Annotated in this window: 7 protein-coding genes; all 7 read right to left on the bottom strand. The window is 49.8% G+C overall.

Translation table 11 applies throughout. The features are described from left to right. The 7 genes from G4O42_RS08615 to G4O42_RS08585 all read right to left on the bottom strand — a co-directional run bounded on the left by G4O42_RS08615 (nt 1) and on the right by G4O42_RS08585 (nt 21,362). Nucleotides 1-14,949 carry a non-ribosomal peptide synthetase gene (locus G4O42_RS08615; protein WP_032874969.1) on the bottom strand — a complete coding sequence of 4,983 codons (14,949 nt, stop codon included), beginning with the start codon at nt 14,947-14,949 and terminating at the stop codon, nt 1-3. A 39-nt stretch (nt 14,950-14,988) separates the two neighbouring features. Next, nucleotides 14,989-15,738: a polyketide synthase gene (locus tag G4O42_RS08610; RefSeq protein WP_003154094.1), complete on the bottom strand. Its 750-nt coding sequence runs from the start codon at nt 15,736-15,738 to the stop codon at nt 14,989-14,991. Nucleotides 15,739-15,747: 9 nt separating this feature from the next. After that, nucleotides 15,748-16,521, bottom strand: coding sequence for an enoyl-CoA hydratase/isomerase (locus G4O42_RS08605; protein WP_032874967.1), 774 nt, complete (start codon nt 16,519-16,521; stop codon nt 15,748-15,750). Continuing rightward, entirely contained in the window at nt 16,518-17,780 is a 1,263-nt protein-coding gene (locus G4O42_RS08600) for a hydroxymethylglutaryl-CoA synthase family protein (RefSeq protein ID WP_032874965.1), read from the bottom strand. Before G4O42_RS08600 ends, G4O42_RS08605 begins: the two co-directional genes overlap by 4 nt. Before the next feature lie 51 nt (nt 17,781-17,831). Further along, a complete protein-coding gene (locus G4O42_RS08595) occupies nt 17,832-18,080 on the bottom strand; it encodes an acyl carrier protein (protein ID WP_012117592.1) in 249 nt (82 codons plus the stop codon). A gap of 65 nt (nt 18,081-18,145) precedes the next feature. After that, entirely contained in the window at nt 18,146-20,386 is a 2,241-nt protein-coding gene (gene fabD / locus G4O42_RS08590; protein WP_032874963.1) for an ACP S-malonyltransferase, read from the bottom strand. Nucleotide 20,387: 1 nt separating this feature from the next. Beyond that, entirely contained in the window at nt 20,388-21,362 is a 975-nt protein-coding gene (locus tag G4O42_RS08585) for an acyltransferase domain-containing protein (RefSeq protein ID WP_032874961.1), read from the bottom strand. Nucleotides 21,363-21,380 lie beyond the last annotated feature (18 nt).

Here is a 21,380-nt window from a genome sequence, read left to right as displayed (position 1 = left end):
TTAAACCTCCACTTCATAGGTATCCCAGATGTTTGCCGCAGCTTTTTCGTTCGTTTCTTCTTTGCTGTCCGGCGAAATCAGCCGCTTATTTAATGCAGGCGGTGTTAAAGGATGGCGCTTGATTCGGCGCCCTTCGTCTTCCTGCCACGCTTCCACAATGACGTGGGCGTTTGTTCCGCCGTCGGCAAAGCAGTTAATTCCTGCCGCCGGCATTGGTGACGGCCAGTCTGCCAGAGTGCGGCTGAACTGAATATTGGCCTTTTCTCTATCAAAATGTGTGTTTTCATGCTCGCCTGATAAAAACGGGATAAAGCTCTTTTCTTTCAGCATGAGAACAACTTTTATGAAACTTGCAATTCCTTCCGCGCAAAGCGGGTGCCCGATGTTCGGTTTCACAGATCCGATTCCGAGCGGGCCGGCGTCTTTTGAACGGTAGACGGATTGAATGGCCTTCAGTTCTAACAGATCTGTCACGACCGTGCCTGAACCGTTCGCTTCAATATGAGTGATGTCTTCCGGCTGTTTTCCGCTTTTTTCAAGAGCCGTCTTCATGACGGATTTTTGCGCTTCCAGACTCGGCGTAGCCGGGCCTGCCGTTCTTCCGTCATTATTGACGGATGCCGCCTTCACTACGGCATAAATAGAATCTCCGTCTTCAATCGCCTGCGACACGGTTTTTAAAAGAACCATTCCGACACCCTCGCCCAGCACGACTCCATCGGCGCGTTCGTCAAATACATGGAACGACTGCGCTTTACTTAATATGCCGCGCTGTTCAAATAATTTATGGGTTTCTTCTGATTCAAACAGGCTCACCCCGCCGACGACGGCCGCTTTTATTTCTCCTGTTACAAGAGCCTGCACGGCCATATTCATTCCGACTAAAGCAGAAGAACAAGCCGTATCGAGGACAACGCTCGGGCCGCGCATATCAAAATATTGAGAGAGATTTGCGGCCAAATAATTCTGACCCAGCGCGACGATCGGGTTTTTCGCATCCAGCAGTTTCTCTTCACCCGGTCTGTGACGGCTGCGTCCGCCGAGATACACACCTATTGCTTCTCCCTTTATCTCATCCGGCGTATAGCCAGCGTGATACCACAGGTTAAGGCATTCTTCCAGAGCGGCCAAAGCTTGAGGGTCCATTGCCTTTACATCTTCTTCTGCCAGTAAAAAGAAGTCCGGATCAAATTGATGAATTCCATCAAGCATTCCCGCGTAATAAGGCGTCTTCAACCCCCATCGCTCAGCCGGAACAGGACCGATAGCCGAACGGCCTTCAGCCAAAAGCGACCAGTACGCCTCTAAGGAAGCCGCTCCCGGAAACCGGCAGGACATGCCGACGACCGCGATATCTTCCCGGTGAATCTGTTTTCCGGCCGGCTCTTCTTGCACCTTAACGGCTTGTGTTTCAATCACCGGCTCAGCCGGCTTCTTCTTAACAGGCTCCGCCGCCAAATCAAACAGTTCCGACAAAACTTCTGTATATCCTTCGAGAAGCCAATTTGCGAAAGATTGAATCGTCGGATATTCATACAGAATGGACGGGTCAAGCGATGCCGAGAGATTCCGATTGATCCGCTGCAGAAGCTGAGCAAGAATAATGGAATCCACTCCGTAATCTTGGAATAATACGTCTGTCTCAAGCTGATCCTGGTCAATCCGCAGCTCTTCAGAAAATAATTCTTTCAGCCATTCTTCTGTTTTCCTTGTTAATTGAGCGTTGTCTGCGGCAGCATAAGCGGTTTTTTCCGCCGGTTTTACCATAGCCGGACTCATTGGCTGATCCTGCCTGCTCCGCCGCAGGAATCGCTCCGGCTTCCACAGCTTAGGATTCAGAACGGCCGGCAGCACTGGGCCCCTTGCTGATTCAAGAAGTATGCCGTCAAGGAGCTGTAATCCTTCTGCATTCGTGATGCTATATAGCCCGCTCTCTATATAAGCTTTGTTTGTTACTTCGCCCATTCCGGTTTCTTTCCAGTTCGGCCACTGAATGCTTACGATCGGCAGCTGCTCTTTGTATGAGTTTGCAAAATAGTCCATATACGCATTGGCCATGGCATAGTCGGCCTGTCCTGCCGAAAGCGCCGGTATCGCAGCTGACACGGAAGAGAACAAGACGAAAAACTTCAGCGGCTCTTCGCTGAGCACACTGTATAACGCCTGAAGCCCGTCTACTTTCGGCTCGAGCACGCGCTGTATGTCTTCATCGGTTTTTCTGATGAATGCGAGCGTCTCTTTATCGGTCACACCCGCGCAGTGAATCACGCCGCCGATATTTCCGAGCGTCTGTTTTATCTGGCTCAGTTCCTGTCTCAGCCCGGCTTCATCAGCTAACGGGACTGACAAAACCTTCACTTGTACACCTTTGGATTCCAAGTCGAGAACAGCTTCAATTTTCGCTTTTACAGAAGCCGTCACCCCATTCAGTCCGCCCGTCCACTCACTTCGCGGCGGAAGGGTCTCACGGCCTGTAAGCACCAGTTTTTTCACTCCGTAATGTTCGGCAAAATGGCGTGCGCATAAAAGGCCGATCCCCCTCGTCCCTCCGGTGATCAGAAGCACATGGTTGTCGGGAAAATCAATTCTCTCGCCTTGCATATTTATATTTTCTGATCCGCTCAATACGGCGCGGTAGCGCAAGCCGTCCCTCCGGCAAACTTCCGCGTCATCAGTACGGGCATGAAACTCATCGGCAATCTGCTTCGCCAGTTTGTCATCCGAAAGCGCTCCTTCAAGGTCGAGATGCCTTGAAGACAGATGACCGTATTCGCATGCCAGCATTCTGTACAGACCGGCCCGTTTTGCTCCTGTTGTTTGATTGGCCTCTTTATTTAATGACTCAAGGTCTTTCGTGACACAAAGCAGTGTCATCCCTTCTTTATGCCCATGCTCAATCAATTGCTGAAGCCATTTGATTCCGGCCATGTCTTGAGAATCTTCTTTCGCTGCGCCGAGGAGGTCGATGACTCCGTCAAACGCCTGCCAGTCATATTCACCGGTAAGGTCTGATGCTGTGATGATACGGTGATTCGGCATGTGCGCTGCGATCTCTTCTGCGAGATTAATCGTGTCCCCGCCTGTCAAAATCGCAACTGAACGTGCGCACGGTTCACGCAGTTCGAGCGGGCTCAGTTCCCATTGTTTCGTCAGAATACGTTTCATCCGTTCCTCTGTATGGACCTTATTTTTGTCAGGATTCTCAGGCACCCAATACGTGTCTTTTGCGAACGGATAAGACGGAAGACTGAGTAAACGCGGCGTACCCTTTTCATACAGCCGGTTCCAATTCAATACGCCGCCTTTCACCCATACCTCTGCCAGCTTGGCGAATTTTCCTTTTCTGATCCAGGCGTCAATGACGATGTCCATATCTTCATCTGCCGTGAACAAGGCAAACGTATCTTTATTTCGGTGAGACTGGCCGGTATACAGCCCGGCGATGTTTTTCTCATTTTTCGTAAATGCTTCCAGCTTTGTTTCCAATTCCGCCATCGTCGCTGCAAGAATGGCCAAGCGCTCTTCCATTTCGTCCCTTCCGGTTTGCAGCGTATAAGCGACGCCCGCCAAGTCTTGATCTGTATACGGCGTTTGACGGATCGCTTTTTGCAGCTGCTGCGCCTGTTCAAACAGTTTTTCTTTTGATTTGGCGGACAAAAGGATGATTGCCGGATTTTCCGGGCTGTGCTCAGGCTGAGCGGCTGCTTTCGGGACATACTCTTCAATGACGATATGGGCGTTGACCCCGCCGATGCCAAATGAGCTGACCCCGGCCCGGCGCGGAATGGCATTTCCGTTGCTATCTTTTCCTGCCGTCCATTCCTGATTTTCCCGCACGATGTAGAAAGGACTGTCATCGAGCTGAATGTACGGATTGATCGTCTCGCAATGCAGGCTTTTCACCAGCGTTTTATGTTTCATTTGCAAAAGCACTTTCATCACGCCTGATACTCCCGCGGCAAGCTCTAAATGGCCGATATTGCTTTTGACCGAACCGATGCCGCAGCGGTGACCGGAGACTTCAGGCTCTTGATTTGTTTTCGCCAGCTCGTGAAACGCCGCTTTCAAACCGTTTATTTCAATCGGGTCGCCCAATTCCGTTCCTGTACCGTGCGCTTCAATATACGTGACGGTGCTCGGGTCCACTCCCGCTTTCCGGTATGCTTTCACCAATAAATCAGCCTGCAGTTTCGGATTCGGCGAGGTTAACGTATTCGCCCGGCCGCCGTGGTTTTCAGCCGTACCGCGAATCACGCCGTAAATCGGACTGCCGTCACGTTCTGCATCTGTCAGTTTCTTCAGCATCAGAATTCCCGCGCCTTCTCCTCTGACATACCCGTTGGCATCTTTGGAGAAGGTTTTGCATTTTCCGTCTTTGCTGAGCATGCCTGCTTTGCTGTAGCTGATATGCGCTTCTTCCGTCAGAATCGTATTGATTCCCCCGGCAATCGCCATGTCGCATTCTCCGTTTTCTATAGCGGATACCGCCCGGTGAATTGCCACAAGCGAGCTTGAACATGCCGTTTCAATCGGCTCGCTCGGCCCGTGAAGATTTAACAAATAGCTCAAACGGTTCGGACCTATGGAAGGAATCATGCTGCCTGTCGCCGCATGTCCTTCCGGCGCTAGACCTGCCCTTGTGAACAAATCTTTATAACCGGTATTTCCGGTGCCGATAAAGACGCCCGTATTTGTGCCGGAAAGGCTTTCCGGCTTACAGCCCGCATCTTCTATCGCCCGCCATGCATAAGTCAATAACAGCCGCTGCTGCGGATCTAAATATTGGGCTTCCCGCGGTGAAATCCCAAAGAACAGCGGATCAAATTCAGCTATTCCGTCGATAAAGCCGCCCCACTTGATATTCGTTTTATTCCCTTCAAGATTCGGGTCGCCATCAAACGCTTGCCAATCCCAGCGTTCTTTCGGAATGGTTGTGATCGAATCCTTTCCTTCTTTCAAATTGCGCCAAAATTCCTCTATATCCTTTGCACCCGGGAATCGGCCGCTGATTCCGACAATGGCAACCGGGTCATTGCCGCGCGGCTCTTGTGTCGCTGCCGCAGCGTTCATTACCGTTGCGAAGCGCTTTTTCCGCTGCATTTTCGGTTTTTGGGCTTTTGGCTGCGCTTTTTCCGGAGACTCTTTCTTCTTTTCGCCGAAACGGCCCGGATGCTCTTTTGCCAAATATCCGGCGAGACCGCTGATCGTTCCGTACTCAAAGAAAATCGTCGGCGCCAGCTCCAGCTGATACGCTTCATTTAATTGATTCGTAAAGACAGTAAACGATACGGAATCAAAACCGTATTCACTCAATTCCGTATCTGTCTCAACGTCCTCACGGTCAACTTTTAAAATGCCGCTTACCATGGCTGTCAAAGCGGTGTGAAGCGTTTGAAGAGATTCTTCTGCATCGTGTTTTTCTTCCGGCTGAGAAGGAAGGCCGGCTTCTGCCTCATCCGTCAAATACTCTGCTAAACTGCGGATCGTCCCGTGTTCGAAGAAGATCGTCGGCGCCAGCTCCAGCTGATACGCTTCATTTAATTGATTCGTAAAGACGGTAAACGATACGGAATCAAAACCGTATTCACTCAGTTCCGTATCAATATCGATCTCGTCTTGGCCGACTTTTAAAATTGAACTGACCAATCGGATAAGCGCACCGTGCCATTTGTCTCCCGAAACGGCGGATACAGGCTCAATTTTCTCCACCTGCGGCTTTTCAGTTTCAGAAACGGATAGGAACGACTGTTTTAATTTTGCAGCGTGTCCTTCAGCTGCTAAAAGCTGCGGCTTTTCCTGAGCCATTCCTTCATAAAATGCAGCCAGGCCTGACGCCTTTTGAAGCGGAACCATGCCGAAAGCTTTTTTCATCATTCTCTCCGTCTCGTCTCCCGCCTGCATACCGCCATCTTTCCACAGCGTCCAGTTAAAGGCGACCGTTTTTCCGTGCCGAAGGCCATTCTCCGTAAGGGATTGCCTGTAAGCGGCGTATGCATCCATAAACGCGTTGCCGGCGGCATAATCAGCCTGCCCGACATTGCCGAGAACGCCGGAAACACTGGAGAACAATACGAAAAAGTCAAGATTGCAGTCTTTGCTGGCTTCATCTAAATAAGCGGTTCCGATGACTTTCGGATCAAGCACTTCCCTGAACTCTTCCTTCGTTTTTTGCAGCAGGAAGCGGTCTTGTATCACTCCCGCAGCGTGAATAATTCCGTTAAGCTTTCCGAATTCCGCCGTAATCTCTTTTATCAGCGCTTCATTTTCCCGCCGGTCTGCCGCATTCAGCTTTTTGTAGACGACATTTGCGCCTGAGTGCTGAAGCATAGCAAGCTCACGCTGTTTGGCTTCTGACAGATTTGAGCGGCCGGTCAGAATGATTTTCGGGTGTTTTACGCGACCTGCGATTTCTTTTGCGAACATCAACCCCAGGCTTCCTGCCCCTCCGGTAATCAGATATACGCCTTCGTCCTTCCAGACGATGCCGCCCCCTGAGGGATGCATTTCTTCCCAAGCCTTCACATACCGTTTTTCTCCTTTATAACGGATATGTTTATCATGCGGCCGATGACTGTCGTTTTTCAGTTTTTGAGCGACAGCCGGCATTTCGCCGATTGATTCCATTTCGATGAGCTGACAGTCAAGTTTTCCGTATTCCAGCTCGGCTGTTTTTAACAAACCTGTTAACCCCGCAAACAATTGCTGGCTGCCGTCTGCTGAAATAACAGTCTGAATCAGAATGCGGCCCTGCCTTTTTTCGCTGATGATCCGCCGGATGTGTTCAGCGATTGTCTGCGCAAAGCTTTGGAAGCGTTCAGCGGCTGTTTCACCCTCACCTTCTGCAATCAGCAGTTCGGCGTCTTTCAGGCCGGATGCCGCTTTATCTTTTATACGGCAGGCATCTTCACAAAGTATGATCAAATGCTCATCAGCTTGGACAGAAGCTTCTTCGGATGCGGCGGCTTCTTTCCAAACCGGTGCAAACAAGACCTTTTCCGAGCCTGATGGCCGCTGAGCCGATTCTGCATCGCCTTCAAGCACTCTCGTAGAGAATCCTCTCACCTTCACGCAAAGCGCTCCTGTTTCGTCGAACAGGTCAATGTCGGCTTTCTGCACGGAATCACCGGTTTGATATCCTTCACTGAAGCGCGCATGCGCCCGCATAGTCGGCGTGCATGCTTTGATGACTTCAAGATATTCCAGCGCAAACGGCAGAATCAGCTTTTGTCCGGAAAACTCCTGCATAATGCAGATCGTCGCCGTCTGAATAGCCGAATCAATGATGCTCGGATGAAGCGTAAATTGTCCGTTCGTATGAGAAACAGAATCCGGAAGCTGTATGTCCGAAAGCACTTCTTTCTCGCCGATAAAGGCGGACTTAATGCCTTGGAAGGCTTTTCCGTGGAACATCCCCCTGCTCCGGCCTTCCCGATAAAAGGCCGCCGGATCAAGAATGTCCGCTGTGCATCTGTTTTGTATGGCAGAAAGGTCGGTCTCTGGCTCTCGTTCAGCCTTTATGATTTCGGCCCGTCCTTGGCTGTGCAGCACTTCTTCATCGTCAGCGTTTACGCTGTAAATGTCATATGAGATGATGCCGTCCTCTTCAGGGAACAGTGCAATATGGACCTGGCGCTCTTGTTCGTGAACGACGATCGGTTTCATCCAGACGGTATGATGGAGCGTTATTCTGTCTTGGTCTTTTAATAAGCCGCCAAGCGCCCGTTTTACCGCTTCATAAGACATTTCCAAATATGCCGCTCCCGGAAGCACCGCTTTTTCCCTGACCACATGATCCTTCAGGAAAAATTCTGAGCCTGTAAACCGTGAGCTGAACCGCTGAACGGCCAAATCTGACGTGTTTTGCTGCACGAGCGGGTGTAAAACTGAGATTCCGGTGTGTGCGGCAGATGTTTTCTTTTCTGCTTTTTTCGGCCAGTACGGCTCCTTTGCAAATGGGTAGACCGGCACGCTGATCCGTTTCGGATGCTTGTCTTTGTAAAGCTTGTGCCAATTGATGGCGACACCTTTACTCCACATTTCACAGAGCTTCGTTCCTTTTCCTTTCGCAAGCCATTTCTCAATGAGTTCAGCACTGTCATCATCATCAGAAAGCCAGGCAATATCTTTCGCCTGCTGTTTTTCTCCTCTGAAGCAGCCTGTTACAGCCGGCTTATCATTGATAAAATCGGCAAGCTGCCGCTTGAGCTCCGCAGTGCCGCTTGTGATAAAGGCCGCGCGCTCTTCCATCGCTTCCCTTCCGACTTGGAACGTGTAGGCAAGATCAGCGAGGCCGGCGTCCGTTTTTCTTTCCAGAAAAGCCAGCAGCTGTTTTGCGTACTCCTTCAGACGATCTTTTTTTCTGGCAGACAACGGAATGATGAACGGACCGGCAGCGTCTGCTGCTTTAGATGCATCCGGATATTGTTCAAAAATCGCGTGTGTGTTTGTTCCGCCAAGACCGAAAGAGCTTAAAGCCATGCGGTGCGCTCTGTTCTCACGGGTTAACTCTTTCTTTTCTTCCGCTACGTAAAACGGAGAGTCTTCTAAATGAAGATTCGGGTTCGGCTCTTTGTAATTGATGCTCGGCGCGATTTCCTGATGATATAAGCTCATGACAACCTTGATGCAGCCCGCCATTCCGGCCGCTGTATCCAAATGCCCGAGATTTGTTTTGACTGAACCGATGCCGCAGTATTGTTTTTTATCTGTATATTGGCCGTACACCGATTGAAGCGCGGACAGTTCGATCGGATCGCCGAGTTTTGTTCCCGTGCCGTGAGCTTCGACGTACGCGATCGTTTCGGGATGGATGCCCGTCTGATCAATGACCTTCTGAATGACCTCAGCTTGTCCTTTGACGCTCGGCGCATAAAATCCGACCTTATCCGCTCCGTCATTATTGACGCCGATTCCGCGCAGCAGTGCATAAATATGGTCGCCGTCCTTAACGGCATCAGACGCTTTTTTTAAGAGCACGGCGCCGGCTCCCTCACCGCCGATCATTCCGTCAGCATCCGCGTCAAACGCTTTAATATGCCCGTCGCTCGAAAAATTCAGCCCCGGCTGATGAACATACCCGGCGCTTGTTTCCGTATGAAGGGTCGCACCGCCGACAAGGGCGTACTTGGCTTCGCCGGACTGCAGGCTTTGAAAAGCCGAATGCAGGCCGATTAACGAAGATGAGCAGTTGGCATGGACAAAATAGCTCGGCCCTTTCAACCCGAGTTTATGAGAAATCATCGTCGGAATCGTACCGCTTTGGGCAAGCACCCATGACACGTAGCCATCCGGCGTTTCCAGCTGTGCTGTCGTCTCCTCCGGCTGCAGGCTGCGGTAAGAGTTCGTGCTGGCAGACATATACACGCTTGTTTCCGGAATTTCTTTGGAGATATACCCCGCATCCTCGATTGCCTTCCATGAATGGAGCAAAAGCATTCTCAGCTGAGGATCCATATATTCCGCATCTTTCGGTGAAAAGCCGAAGAAACCGGGATCAAACATTTCTTTCCCTTCTAAAACTGATTTAGCCGGAACGAAGCCGGGATGATCAGCCAGTTCTTCAGAAATACCGGATCGGCGGAGCTCCTCTTTTGAAAAGAAGGTGATGCTTTCTTTGCCTTCTTTGATGTTATTCCAAAATTCATAATGATCTTTCGCTCCCGGAAACTCACAGGATATACCGATAACCGCAAGGCTGTCCTCGTAATAATCGGGAAATTCTCCCGCCGGATGTTCCCGGTCTTCTGCATTCACTTTCTTTTGCGGCACAGGAGCCCAAACGGCTTCTTTCGGTTTTTGTTCAGCGATATACCGGCTGATGTCTTTTACCGTCGCGTATTCAAACAGCTCCGTTACACTGAATTCACAATCCAGTTCCTGCGTCATCCGGTCAGTGACAGTCACGGCAAGAAGCGAATCTCCCCCCGCATCAAAAAAGCGGTCATCAAGCTCTATATCTTTGCTTTTCAATACATCCTGCCATATCGCCAGCACCGCCTGCTGGATATGAGATGATGAAAATGTTTTTGTTTCCGGCTGTTTTTCGGTCAGATCGCGGGCAGCAAGAAGCTTGCGGTCCACTTTTCCGTTCGGCGTGAGCGGCAGCTCTTCAAGACGGATAAACGAAGCTGGCGTCATATAGGCCGGCAGCGCTTGTTTCAAATGATTGCGCAATTCCTTTGCAGACGGAAGCGGCTCTCCGTTTTTCCGGATATAAAACGCGCAAAGCTTTTCATTTCCGGAGTGATTGTTCACAACAACTACACTTTCCTGTACGGCCGGATGGGCATTCAGCCGGCTCTCAATATCTCCGGGTTCAATGCGGTATCCGCGGATTTTGACTTGGGTATCCATCCGTCCCATGTATTCAATGCGGCCGCCGGGAAGAAAACGCGCCATATCGCCTGTTTTATAAAGCTTTGATCCCAGTTCGAGCCGGTGGCTGACGAAAGCTTTATCTGTCAGCTCAGGCTTGTTGAAATATCCTCTTGCCAATCCGTCTCCCGCAATACAAAGTTCTCCCGGCACCCCTTCTAAAACAGGGTTGAGACCGGAATCCATAATATACACACGGGTATTGGCGATCGGGCGCCCGATCGTAAGCGCGCTCTCATTTTCCGTTATACGCTGCACCGCGGACCAGATTGTCGTCTCTGTCGGCCCGAACATATTCCAAGCCTCACTTTTCGTATCGAGAAACTGCTGCTTCAATTGTTCGCTGAGCGCCTCTCCGCCGCAAAGGATTTTCACTTTTTCTTCATTTGACCATCCGGAATGAAAGAGCATTTTCCACGTAAACGGCGTCGCCTGCATGATCGTCGGTTTGTACTCTTGAATCAGCTCTTTCAGCTTCCGTGCGTCTTTTGTGACTTCTGTCTTACAGATGTTGCACTCTGCTCCTTTGATTAAAGGAAGGTAAAGCTCCAGTGCCGCGATATCAAAGCAATATGTCGTGACGGCAAGCAGTTTGTCTTCGGACGAAAGCCCCGGTTCATATGCCATCGAGATTAAGAAATTGGTCAGGGCCCGGTGCGGAATCATCACGCCTTTCGGTTTGCCCGTGCTGCCCGACGTGTAAATGACATACGCCAGATCGTCAGGTGTCACTAACCGCTTCAGCGACGTTCTTTCCGCGGCTGTGCTTTCAATACAAGACCAATCGCGGTCAATGGCAGTTGTCTGCACGCCTCCCCAGTTCAAAGAGTGCTCTAAATCAGCTGTCGTCAGACACATTGAAATCCTGCTGTCGGCGATCATATATTCCAATCTGTCAGCGGGATAAGAAGGATCAAGCGGCACATACGCTCCCCCGGCTTTTAAAATGCCGAGAAGGCCGACAGCCATATGCAATGATCGGTCTGTATAAATGCCGATGAGATCATCAGGGCCTGCACCGTGCGCCTGCAAATAGAGCGCCAGCTTCGTGCTTTTTTCATCAAGCTCACGGTACGTCAGCTTTTGCTGTTCATACACGACCGCACAAGCGTCCGGCGTTTCTGCCGCCTGACGTTCGAATAATTCATGGAAGCAGGCATCCGGATATTCACGGCTTGTCTCATTCCAAGTCTTAAGAATCATGTGCTCCTCTCTTTTTGTCATGAGAGAAACGTTCTCAAGCGGCATATCCGGATTCGCCGTCAAAGCTTCAGCGGCCTGTACAAATTGGCTGAAAAGTCTGGCCGCCCCCGCTTCGTCGAATAATTCGGTGCTGTATTTAATCGTAAGATCCATGCCTGATGCTTCTTCCCACATTTCAAATACAAGATCATATTCCCCCTCCTGATGAATGTCTTTTACAAACTCACAGGAGAATTCCTTGTATTCATCAAGCATCGATTGATAGCTTGAATGCTGCAGAAAGTTCTGATAGAAAAAGGCATTGCTGAAAACAGGCGAACCGTTCTGCCGGGGGTTCGCATGCACATCACGCACCATTTTCGGAAACGGATAAAAGGAGTGATCCAGTCCGTCCAGAACGGCATCCTGCACCTTTTGAACAAAGTCAGCAAATGTTTCTTTTCGTCCGGCTCTGCTCCGTATGGGAAGCATGTTGAGGAAATGCCCGACCACTCCGTCAAAGCGTTCTTCGGGTCTGACCATTGCAGGCATGCCTGTCACAATATCTTCCTTATCCGTATATTTGCTTAAAAGCACCATGTAACAGCTCAGCATGACGGTAGACAAATGAATCGAACGGGATGCGGCAAACGCCGTTATATTATTCAGCAGCCGTTCGGGAAGACGGCGTGTCAGCGTATCTTCTGTAAACTCCGGAACACTGCTGTCCGTGCGCGTCGGCGGAAGCTGAAGGTCAGGCAGATCGCCCCCGAGCTGTTTCATCCAGTAAGCGCGGGCAGCTTTGCTTTCTTCACCCGCCAAATACCGCTTTTCCCAAGCCGCGAAATCGGGATGAATGCCGGGAGCGGCGGCCATAAACTCTTCTTTTCCCTCCAGCAGCGCCTGATAATGATCCAGCAGACTGTGAATAAATGTAATGGATGAAATGCCGTCAAACACGATGTGGTGAATGACCGTCAAAAGATAATGTTCCTCGGCGGATTTTGAAAGCAGCTGCACGCGCAGCAAAGGTCCGCCTTCTTTGACAAACGGCTCTTTCACTTTTTTCCGTATCAGAGCAGGTATTTGTGATTCATTGACGTCAGATATATCTTCTTCCGAGAATACAAAAGGATCTGCCGATTCTATGAAATATAACCCGCCGTCTGTTTCATTCACGGCGCTTTTGAGCATCGGATGCTGCTTTAATACGAGCTGAAACGCCTGTTTCAGTTTCTCTTTGTCGATTCCGGATGTGAATCGGAAACAGAGCGGGACATGGTATGCAGTCGTTTCAGGCGACATTTTCTGCAATGTCCACAGTCCTTTTTGGACTTCTGAAAGCGCTGGCGCCGTTTGCCGTCTCTCCCGTTCTGCCGGCGGTTCGGCTTTTTGGGGATGATGCTCCGCTGACATGTTTGCCGCTTTTTCAGCAGTATAAGCCGCTAAAGCGCCAATCGTCGGGTTTTTGTGCAGCTCTCTTGCCGTCAGCCGGATGTGATACGTTTTTTCAATTGATCTGGCGAGTTTCATCATCTTGATGGAATTGACGCCAAGACTTTGAAACGGCGTATTTGGATCAACGAGCTCATCCGCGATGGAAAGTTCCTCTTTCAGAAAACGGATAAAATCCCGTTCAATATCTTTCTCTGCAGAAGCCGTGTCTGAATTGCCGCCTTCTTGTCTGTTATTATGTAAAGAATCAAATTGCCCTTGTTCAAATGAATGTTTCAGCTGAGTGCGCTGGATTTTCCCGATCGCCGTCTTAGGAATGTCTTCTTTTGCGACCGGAAGCAGATAATCAGGGGTAACGCCGATTCTCTGTGTCACGTGCTGGTGAATGTGATGAAGAAGCTTCGTCATGCGGTTCTCATCCAACGGAACAGATGTCACAAAGAAAATCGCCAGCTCATCTGTCGTGCTTTGATTCGGCCGGACGGCGCATGCCGCTGTATAAGACGTTTCAATTTCCGGCAATTCCTCAACGGCTGATTCAATGGCATGGCTGTAATAATTCACACCGTTAATAATGATGGCATCTTTCGTGCGCCCCGTTATCGTCAGGCGGCCTTCACGCAGAAATCCGAGATCTCCCGTTTCAAACCAGCCGTCTTCTGTAAAGACACTCTTATTTAAGTCCGGGCGCTCATAATATCCGCTCGTTACAGTCAGACCCGACACTTGGAAGCGGCCGATTTCTCCTTCTTCCACCACTTGATTGCGGTCATCCGTAATTCTCATATTAAATCCCGGGATCGGCAGACCGATCTCGACGAAACGATCGTCGTCACTCGTGTTTTCCAGTGTAAACTCATCTGAGAAAATAACGCCTGAAGACGTTTCGGACATTCCCCATGCGGGTCGGATGGCATTAGCCGGCAGACCGTACGGCTCTAAAAGCTCCATAATTCTGCGTCCGACTTTTGCAACCGCGGCCTCCCCGCCGTTCAGCATGTAACGCATGGAAGATAAGTCCCATTTCCGCGTTTGAATCTCTTCTGCAAAATCGGCAAGCAGTCCAAAGGCAAAATTGGGAGCCCACGTAACCGAAGCGCGGTAATGATCAATCAGGTCGAGCCATTTTAAAGGGTCCATCAAAATGGATTCGCTCGGTATGTTGATTTCCTCACATCCGAGATAAACATCACGCAGATGAAGCATTCCGATGCCGCCGACATGGTCAAAAGGCATCCAGTTAAACGTGACATCCTCACTTGTATAGCCCTGCATCTGAATATTTCCTTTGACCATGCAGACGATGTTTTCATGGCTGAGCATCACGGCTTTCGGCGTGCCCGTGCTTCCCGAGGTCAAAAGCAGCATCGCCAAATCTTCCGGACGGGGATGATGACAGTCCGTATCCATTTCGTGCGCACTGAGATCTTCTGCCGCCAAAGCGCAAAACCCGGAAAGCTCCTGCTCCTCCGCCCATTCAGTCATCTCCGGCAGCACGTCGCGGCTTGTGATGACATACGGCCGATTCAACAGCATCCAGGCGTCTTTCAGTTTTTGCGTCCCGCTGTTCATTTCTGTATAAGCCGGAGCGGCCGCAAGCGGAACCGGGATCGCTCCTAAAAAAACACAGCCCCAAAAAGCAGGAATCAGCTGGGAATTGTCACTTAGCTGTAATATGACTTCATCCTGAGCCTTCACTCCTGATCGGCGGAGCCCTTTCACAATTGAAAGAGCGATCTTTTTCAGGCCGCTGTAAGTCTGGTACACTTTGGTGCCGTCAGGCTGTATATATGTGATGCCCTTTTGATCTCCCGCTGCCGCGGCGGTTTTGTGCAGGACTTCAGGAATCGTCATCGGCTGATCCGCTGAAAGCCGCAATGATTTTCCATAGCTGACAGATGGCTTGAGTAACCCGCTTGCCTTCATATCACTTTTCATAGAGCTGCCTCCATTTCATCTGTATGTAAGATGTATGTCTTATACTCCGTACATCGTCGTGATTCGTTTTTTCACTTCATCATCATGAAACGTCTCATCGTGCATGATTAACTCCTTCTCAATGACGGCCGGAAGCTGCTCGCGAAACGGCGTCACCAAGTGCCTTTTCAATGTAATTAAAGAGTTTCTCGGTTTTTCCGCAAGCTCACGGGCCAATTCCTGCGCATAGTCTAATACTTCCTGCCGAGGAAGCACCGGAAAAGGCACCCCTCTTTTCTCCAGGTCACCGCCGCGGTAGTGGCCGCCGTTTAACAGCATTTCATGGCCGAGGCTTGCCCCAAGCTTCTCCGGAACGATAAAGGTAGCGCCCATTCCAGGGGTGAAACCGTATTTCATAAAGTTTGCGGTATACACGCTTTCTTTGCTTAAAATGACAAAATCACTGAAAAGCCCCATGACAAACCCGCCTCCGATACCGTGGCCCTGCATGGCGGAAATGACGGGGATATCACATTCCAGCGCCAAAGAGTACATGCGGTCTTCCGTAAACTTCGTGATGCCCTGCTGAATCCTGAGCAGGCCTTCCTGTGTGCCTCCGGAAGCAAAGTAATGGCCGTATCCTGTTAAAATCACAGCTTTATAGACTGACGATTTTTTTATACGGGTGAATGCTTCCATCAATCCATCCGTCAGTTCTTTGGAGAAGGCGTTTTTATGGGCTTTATCCTGCATTGTCACTTGGATAATATCCGGTTCAATTTCGAGCAGTTCAACTGCGGCGTTCGGCATGATATCCTCCTAACTGTTCTCCGTTTCCCAAGGAAGCCGCCCCGTTTCTGCATAACGGAAGATGGCTGATTGGTTATCCGGATCTGAAAACATCGCTTGATTTTCGGCTAAAGCAATGGATTTCGAACGATGAACAAGGTCGTTTAAGGAATCCATGTATTTTTTATAGCGGATGACTGCTTTTTTCGATAGCGGGCGGAGGCGCAGCAAATGCTTTCTCAGCTCTGTTGCTGAGTCCGGGACGCATACGTCACAAAGTCCCCATTCAAGCGCCTGGCGTGCCGGCACGGGCTTTGTCATGATCGTCATATAATGCGCCTTTTGAAATCCGATTCTTTGAATTAAAAACGGCAGAACGCAGGCTGGATAAAGTCCGAATAACAGTTCAGATAAACTGAACGAAGCACTCTCCTCTGCAATGACGATATCGCAGGCGGCGGCAAAACCGACACCTCCCGCATTTACTTTTCCGCGGACGCGGGCGATTGTGATGTACGGCCCGGATTTTAATGCCAGCCACAAACGGTAAAGCGGCTCCTGCGATTCCGCATGCTGCATTCCCTGCCTCATTTTCCGGTACATCTCATCAAAATCCGCCCCGAAACAAAATACCTCCGGCTGCCCTTCAAGCACTACGGAGGTCACGGAGTCTTCACATTCAGAAAGAACGTGCAGGCATTCCTCCACTAAACACTCATTAATCGTATTGTTGGCTTCAGGCCGATCAAAGGTGATGAAGCAGACATTTTGCTGAAAACGGACGTTTATCGTTTCATAGGTCACGGGATCCACCTGTATTTCCGATGAAATTCCGTGATTTCTTCCAAATACAAACGAGGGCTTCCGGTATGATGGTCTAAAATGTTCGGAATCATATTCACATCCAATTTGACATTCCGGGTTCCAAACTTCACCAAACCGCTGCCTTTAAACAGTTCTTCATATTCTTCCATGGACAGCCTGTACCTGTTGTTCAGGTGCTCTTCTATTTTGAAAGAATGCTGCCGCGTTTGTCCTTCAGGCGTCACAACGCCGCTGTAAAATTCTGAACAGCACCCGGAGCCGTACGAAAAACAGCCGATCCGCTTAGAAGTGTCGAATGCCCCTTGGTCAATCGTGCTTGCAAGAGCCAGTAAAGAGGCTGCCCCCATAATGTTTCCGACTCTTTGGCAGTAGCGGAGCCCCGGCTCTACTCTGGCTTGAAAATCCTGTTCGATTTCAGCGTTTTTCGCTTTTGCAAGCTTGCGCATCATCGTCCGGTGGGCTCCTTTTACCATGCCGCCAAACGGTGTATGGAAGGCTAGATAGTGAAACGTCTCTTTATAGTCAGCGCCCGGCACACGGTTTTTGTACTCGCGAAATGTCTGTTCACAGCAATCGAGGTATGACATCAATGACAAATCGGCATCACCGGCTTCACTGTCCGGGATCGGACGGCATGTATCCATCACCTCATAGCCGTAATAGCCGTTGGCGCCCGCATCCGCCTGAAATACAATCGGATTTTCACCGATCAATAAGGCGACGGCACCCGCTCCGGCGCTCGGTTCTGCGTAAGACCAATCCTCGCTTAACGCATCACCGCCTTCGGCAATTAAAAACCGGGAAATATCCGTCGCGACGACAAGCGCCTTCGCTCCGGGGGATGTCTGCGACAAAATAAAATTAAGGGCCATCTGCAAGCCCGCCGTTCCTGAATAACAGGCTTGCTTCAGTTCAAATAAACGGCAGTTCCGGTTGAGGCCTAAGTGATCATGAATATATGTACTGAGTGATTTTCCGAAGTCGATGCCGGACTCCGAGCAGGTAATCAGCAGCTCGATTCTGTCTTTTTCAGCCTCTGTCAATCGGTCGATAATCGGCTTTGCCGCGTTAACGCCGAATGTAACGGGGTCTTCGTACGGAAGCGCCACCGCTTTTTCTTTCATCAGTAAATTCTCAAATCTGGCAGGGTCTAAGTTTCTGTACTCCGCCAGCTGCATGACATCAAGGTATGCTGTCCCGCCAAACACATTTATCGCTTCTATTCCGGCAGCCGCCATGAACTTCGCCTCCAATATGAATTTTGAGTTTCCGATTGTTTCACCGCTTTATCAGACAGCCTGCACCTTTTCATAAAGCTTTTCCGCCAATTCGCCGATGTTTGACACTCCCGTCAGCTCAACACGCGGGATCTGCAGTGATAATTCTTCAAGCATCATCGTGATAATTTCGGCGCGGTCTACTGAGTCCGCCCCCAGATCAACTAACCGGTCTTCCTGTGAAAGCTGTTCGCCTTCTAAATCAGGCAAAACCTCGTAGATTGTGTTCTGCAGCAATTCAAAGATTCTTTCTTTACTCATTGTCAGTTCCTCCCTGTTTCATCTTTTATGAATATTCCATGTTTTCAATCTATCATTTCGTCTTGTCAACACGTTTGCAAAAATGAACCTAACTTCTGATTCAAAAGCGAGGCCGTCTCTTCCATAAGCCGCAGGCCGATACCATCGGCATGGCGGTTTTTCCAGGACTCCAGCTCCGTACCTTTCACCCATTGATTGAAGGCGCCTAATGCCGGGCCGCAATGAATCTGGAAGTCTACCTTGGCATCCGGGTCTCCTTTAATCGCCGAAGCAGAACTTTGCCTGAAATACCATTTGAATATGAGCGCCATTTTCTGTTTCGGATTCCGTTCGGCTTTTGAAATGTCTTCATTCGAATAATGAGCCTTCACTTTGTCATAAATACTGCTTACACTTGCCTTAAAATACTTCTCTTCTATTTGTCTGAGTGTCTTTTCATCAATTTCTTCAATTGAGCGGTGACGCTGATACAGTTCATGCAGCTTAGAGGCGCGGGTCGGAAAGAACAGCCCTTTCTTTAATACCTGCACCTTGCTGCCTGATTCAAACATATCGCCGGCCGGCGCGTAGGCCGTGTCCTGTACATTCATCTGCTGCAGGAGGTCCTTTACGAGGCCGCTCGTCGCTGCTTCAACGGTGCATTGGTTAATAGATCCGGTCACAATAAAATCAGCGCCGAGCATAAATGCGGCCATGGCAGCCTCGGGCGTTCCGATTCCCCCTGCGGCTCCGATGCGGACGGTTTTGCCGTATCGGTATTTTTTCATCATGTCATCTCGTAAACGGATGATCGCCGGCATGAGGCTGTAAGCAACTCCGCCGTCAGTGTGGCCGCCTGAATCAGCCTCTACGCAGATGTCATGCGCAACGGGTATTTCTCTCATCAGACTTGCTTCTTCAGCGGTAATTTTGTTTTCGGCTGCAAGTTTCTGCAGAATGTGATCAGGCGCCGGGCTGAGAAACGCTTCCGCTACTTCCGGACGGGAAAGCTTGGCGATAATCCGCTGACGCGCTATTATTTGTCCGCCGGCACCGCGTTTTAACCCCTTAGCGCGAAACCTTACTAAAGCGGGAGTAACCGTTAAAAACGCTGATGCTTCCAAGTTCTGAATCCCATGCTTCAATAAAAGATCAATCATTTTTTCTTCTGAATCTGTATGCTTCATATTATGTACAACATTTATGCCGAAGGAACCGCCGTCACGAAGCTCATGCTGAATTGACAAAATGGCGTCCTCAACGTGCGTGATGTTCAAACCGCCTGTTCCGAAAAAGCCCATCATTCCTTTTTCGGCCAGTTTGACGACCATTTCCTTCGAAGAAATTCCGCGGTACATGCCGCCGGCCAAGTAGGCGTATTTCAATTGATAATCGCGCTTAAACTCTTCATTTCCTAAAGACGCCGCCGTAATTGAGCTTTTTCCAGCCTCGGCCGGGACTTTGATTTCATCTGTTATCGGCTCCGCTTCAGCCGTAATTCTTTGAATCAGCCCCGTCAGCACTTTTCCGGGACCGATTTCCTCAAAGCTCATGTTCTTTCTTCCCATTAAGAGACGGATGCTGTCTGTCCAGTTCACCGATCCCGTTATTTGTCCGGTGAGTGTCTCTTTCAGCTCTCTCTGCTCATATGGTCTTGCCGTCACATTTGAAATGACCGGGATGGACAGCGGCTTAAAATGGAAAGATTCAATAAAGCGTGAAAACTCTTCCTTCGCTTCCAGCATGTATCTGGAATGAAAGGCGCCGCTGACATTTAAGCGGTGAACCATTTTTACGCCGTTTACGGCTTCAAAAACAGATGCGGCTTTTTCAATATCTTCTTTATATCCGGAAATGACAATTTGCTGCGGTGTGTTCATGTTGGCGATATCAATCATATCCAAGTGATTTTCTCTTAAAACATCCGTCACCTGCTCATGAGTCAGGCCGATCACCGCTGCCATGCCGCCTCCTTTTGCGCGGCTCATCAGTTCGCCCCTTTTTTTGACCAGCTGTAAGCCTTCTTCAAAATCAAAGGCGCCCGAAGCGTATAACGCGTTATATTCGCCCAAACTGTGTCCGGCGGTAAAATCCGGTTTCAAGCCGGTCTCTTCTGTTTTTTTCAAATAACTGAGGGCATTGACGACATAGAGCGCCGGCTGAGTGAATTGAGTCTGATTGAGACGTTCTCCGTCCCGGCACAGCTCCTGAATGGAATATCCGAGAATGTGATCGGCCTTTGCGGTTAATTCAGGATAGCGGCCGAACAGGTTCTCCCCCATCCCTACTTTTTGCGAGCCTTGGCCTGGAAAAACAAAGCTGATCATCTTACAGTCTCCTTCCGGGCGGTGATAAAATGCTGTCTTCTATTTGCTGCAAATGTGTTTGTTCTTTATGAAACGGCGTCATAATGGCACGGATGCGTTCAGCCGATCCTGCAGGAAGAATCTGTTTGGCAAATGCGGCCAATGTTCCGGAAGGCCCGGCATCAATATACAATCCTTTTTGGCGGCTGTCTGCGAATTGAAGCGCTTCGCGGAATCGAATCGGCTTTCTTACGATATCCCAGAAAAAGTCCGCTTGTATATCGGTCTCAGCCTCTCCGGTAGCACTGGAGATGTACGGTATAAACGGAGTCCGGATTGATTTCTGAGCTAAAAAGCGCTTGTACGGCTGTTCCGCCTGATCAACCAGCGCTGAGTGAAACCCGTAAGATACCGGCAATAGCTGATGAGGAATCTGCTTTTCTCTCAGATTGTCCATGATCTTTTTGATATGTTCCCGCTCTCCCGAGATGACAAAGTGAGAATGATAGTTTACAGATGCCAATTCACTATGTTCGCCGAGCAGCGGATCATCTTGATATAAAGCCGGATCACCCAGTATCGCAAGCATACTGCCGTTACGGCAAGTTTCCGTAACGATTCGGGCCTGTTCCAGCACGCAATCTAAAGCATCCTCGGCGCTCAGCACGCCCGACACAGCGGCCGCTGCATACTCTCCGAGGCTTGCTCCGATCACATAATCGGGACGTATGCCTCTTTGCTCCAAAGCATATGCAAGTGCGTACTCAGCCATGAAAATGGCAGGATGGCTGAAAAGAAGGCGGTCAAATGGATCAGACAGACGATTGCCTGTATGATACATCTCTTTTAGGACAGAGTAACCGAAACGGCTGACTGCAAAATCGTCCAAGTCAAGCATTTTCTGCCGAAAAGCGGCGTTATGTGCAAACAGCTCTTTCCCCATTTGATAGTATTGGGAACCCTGTCCAGAAAACATGAAAACAATTGGCTGGTTCATTTGTTCTCCTTTTTGCTG

The sequence above is a fragment of the Bacillus sp. LUNF1 genome (assembly GCF_011008975.1).
Classification (GTDB): domain Bacteria; phylum Bacillota; class Bacilli; order Bacillales; family Bacillaceae; genus Bacillus; species Bacillus velezensis.
The sequence above is the reverse complement of the archived record's forward strand: the minus strand, read 5'-3'. Positions and strand labels throughout refer to the sequence as shown.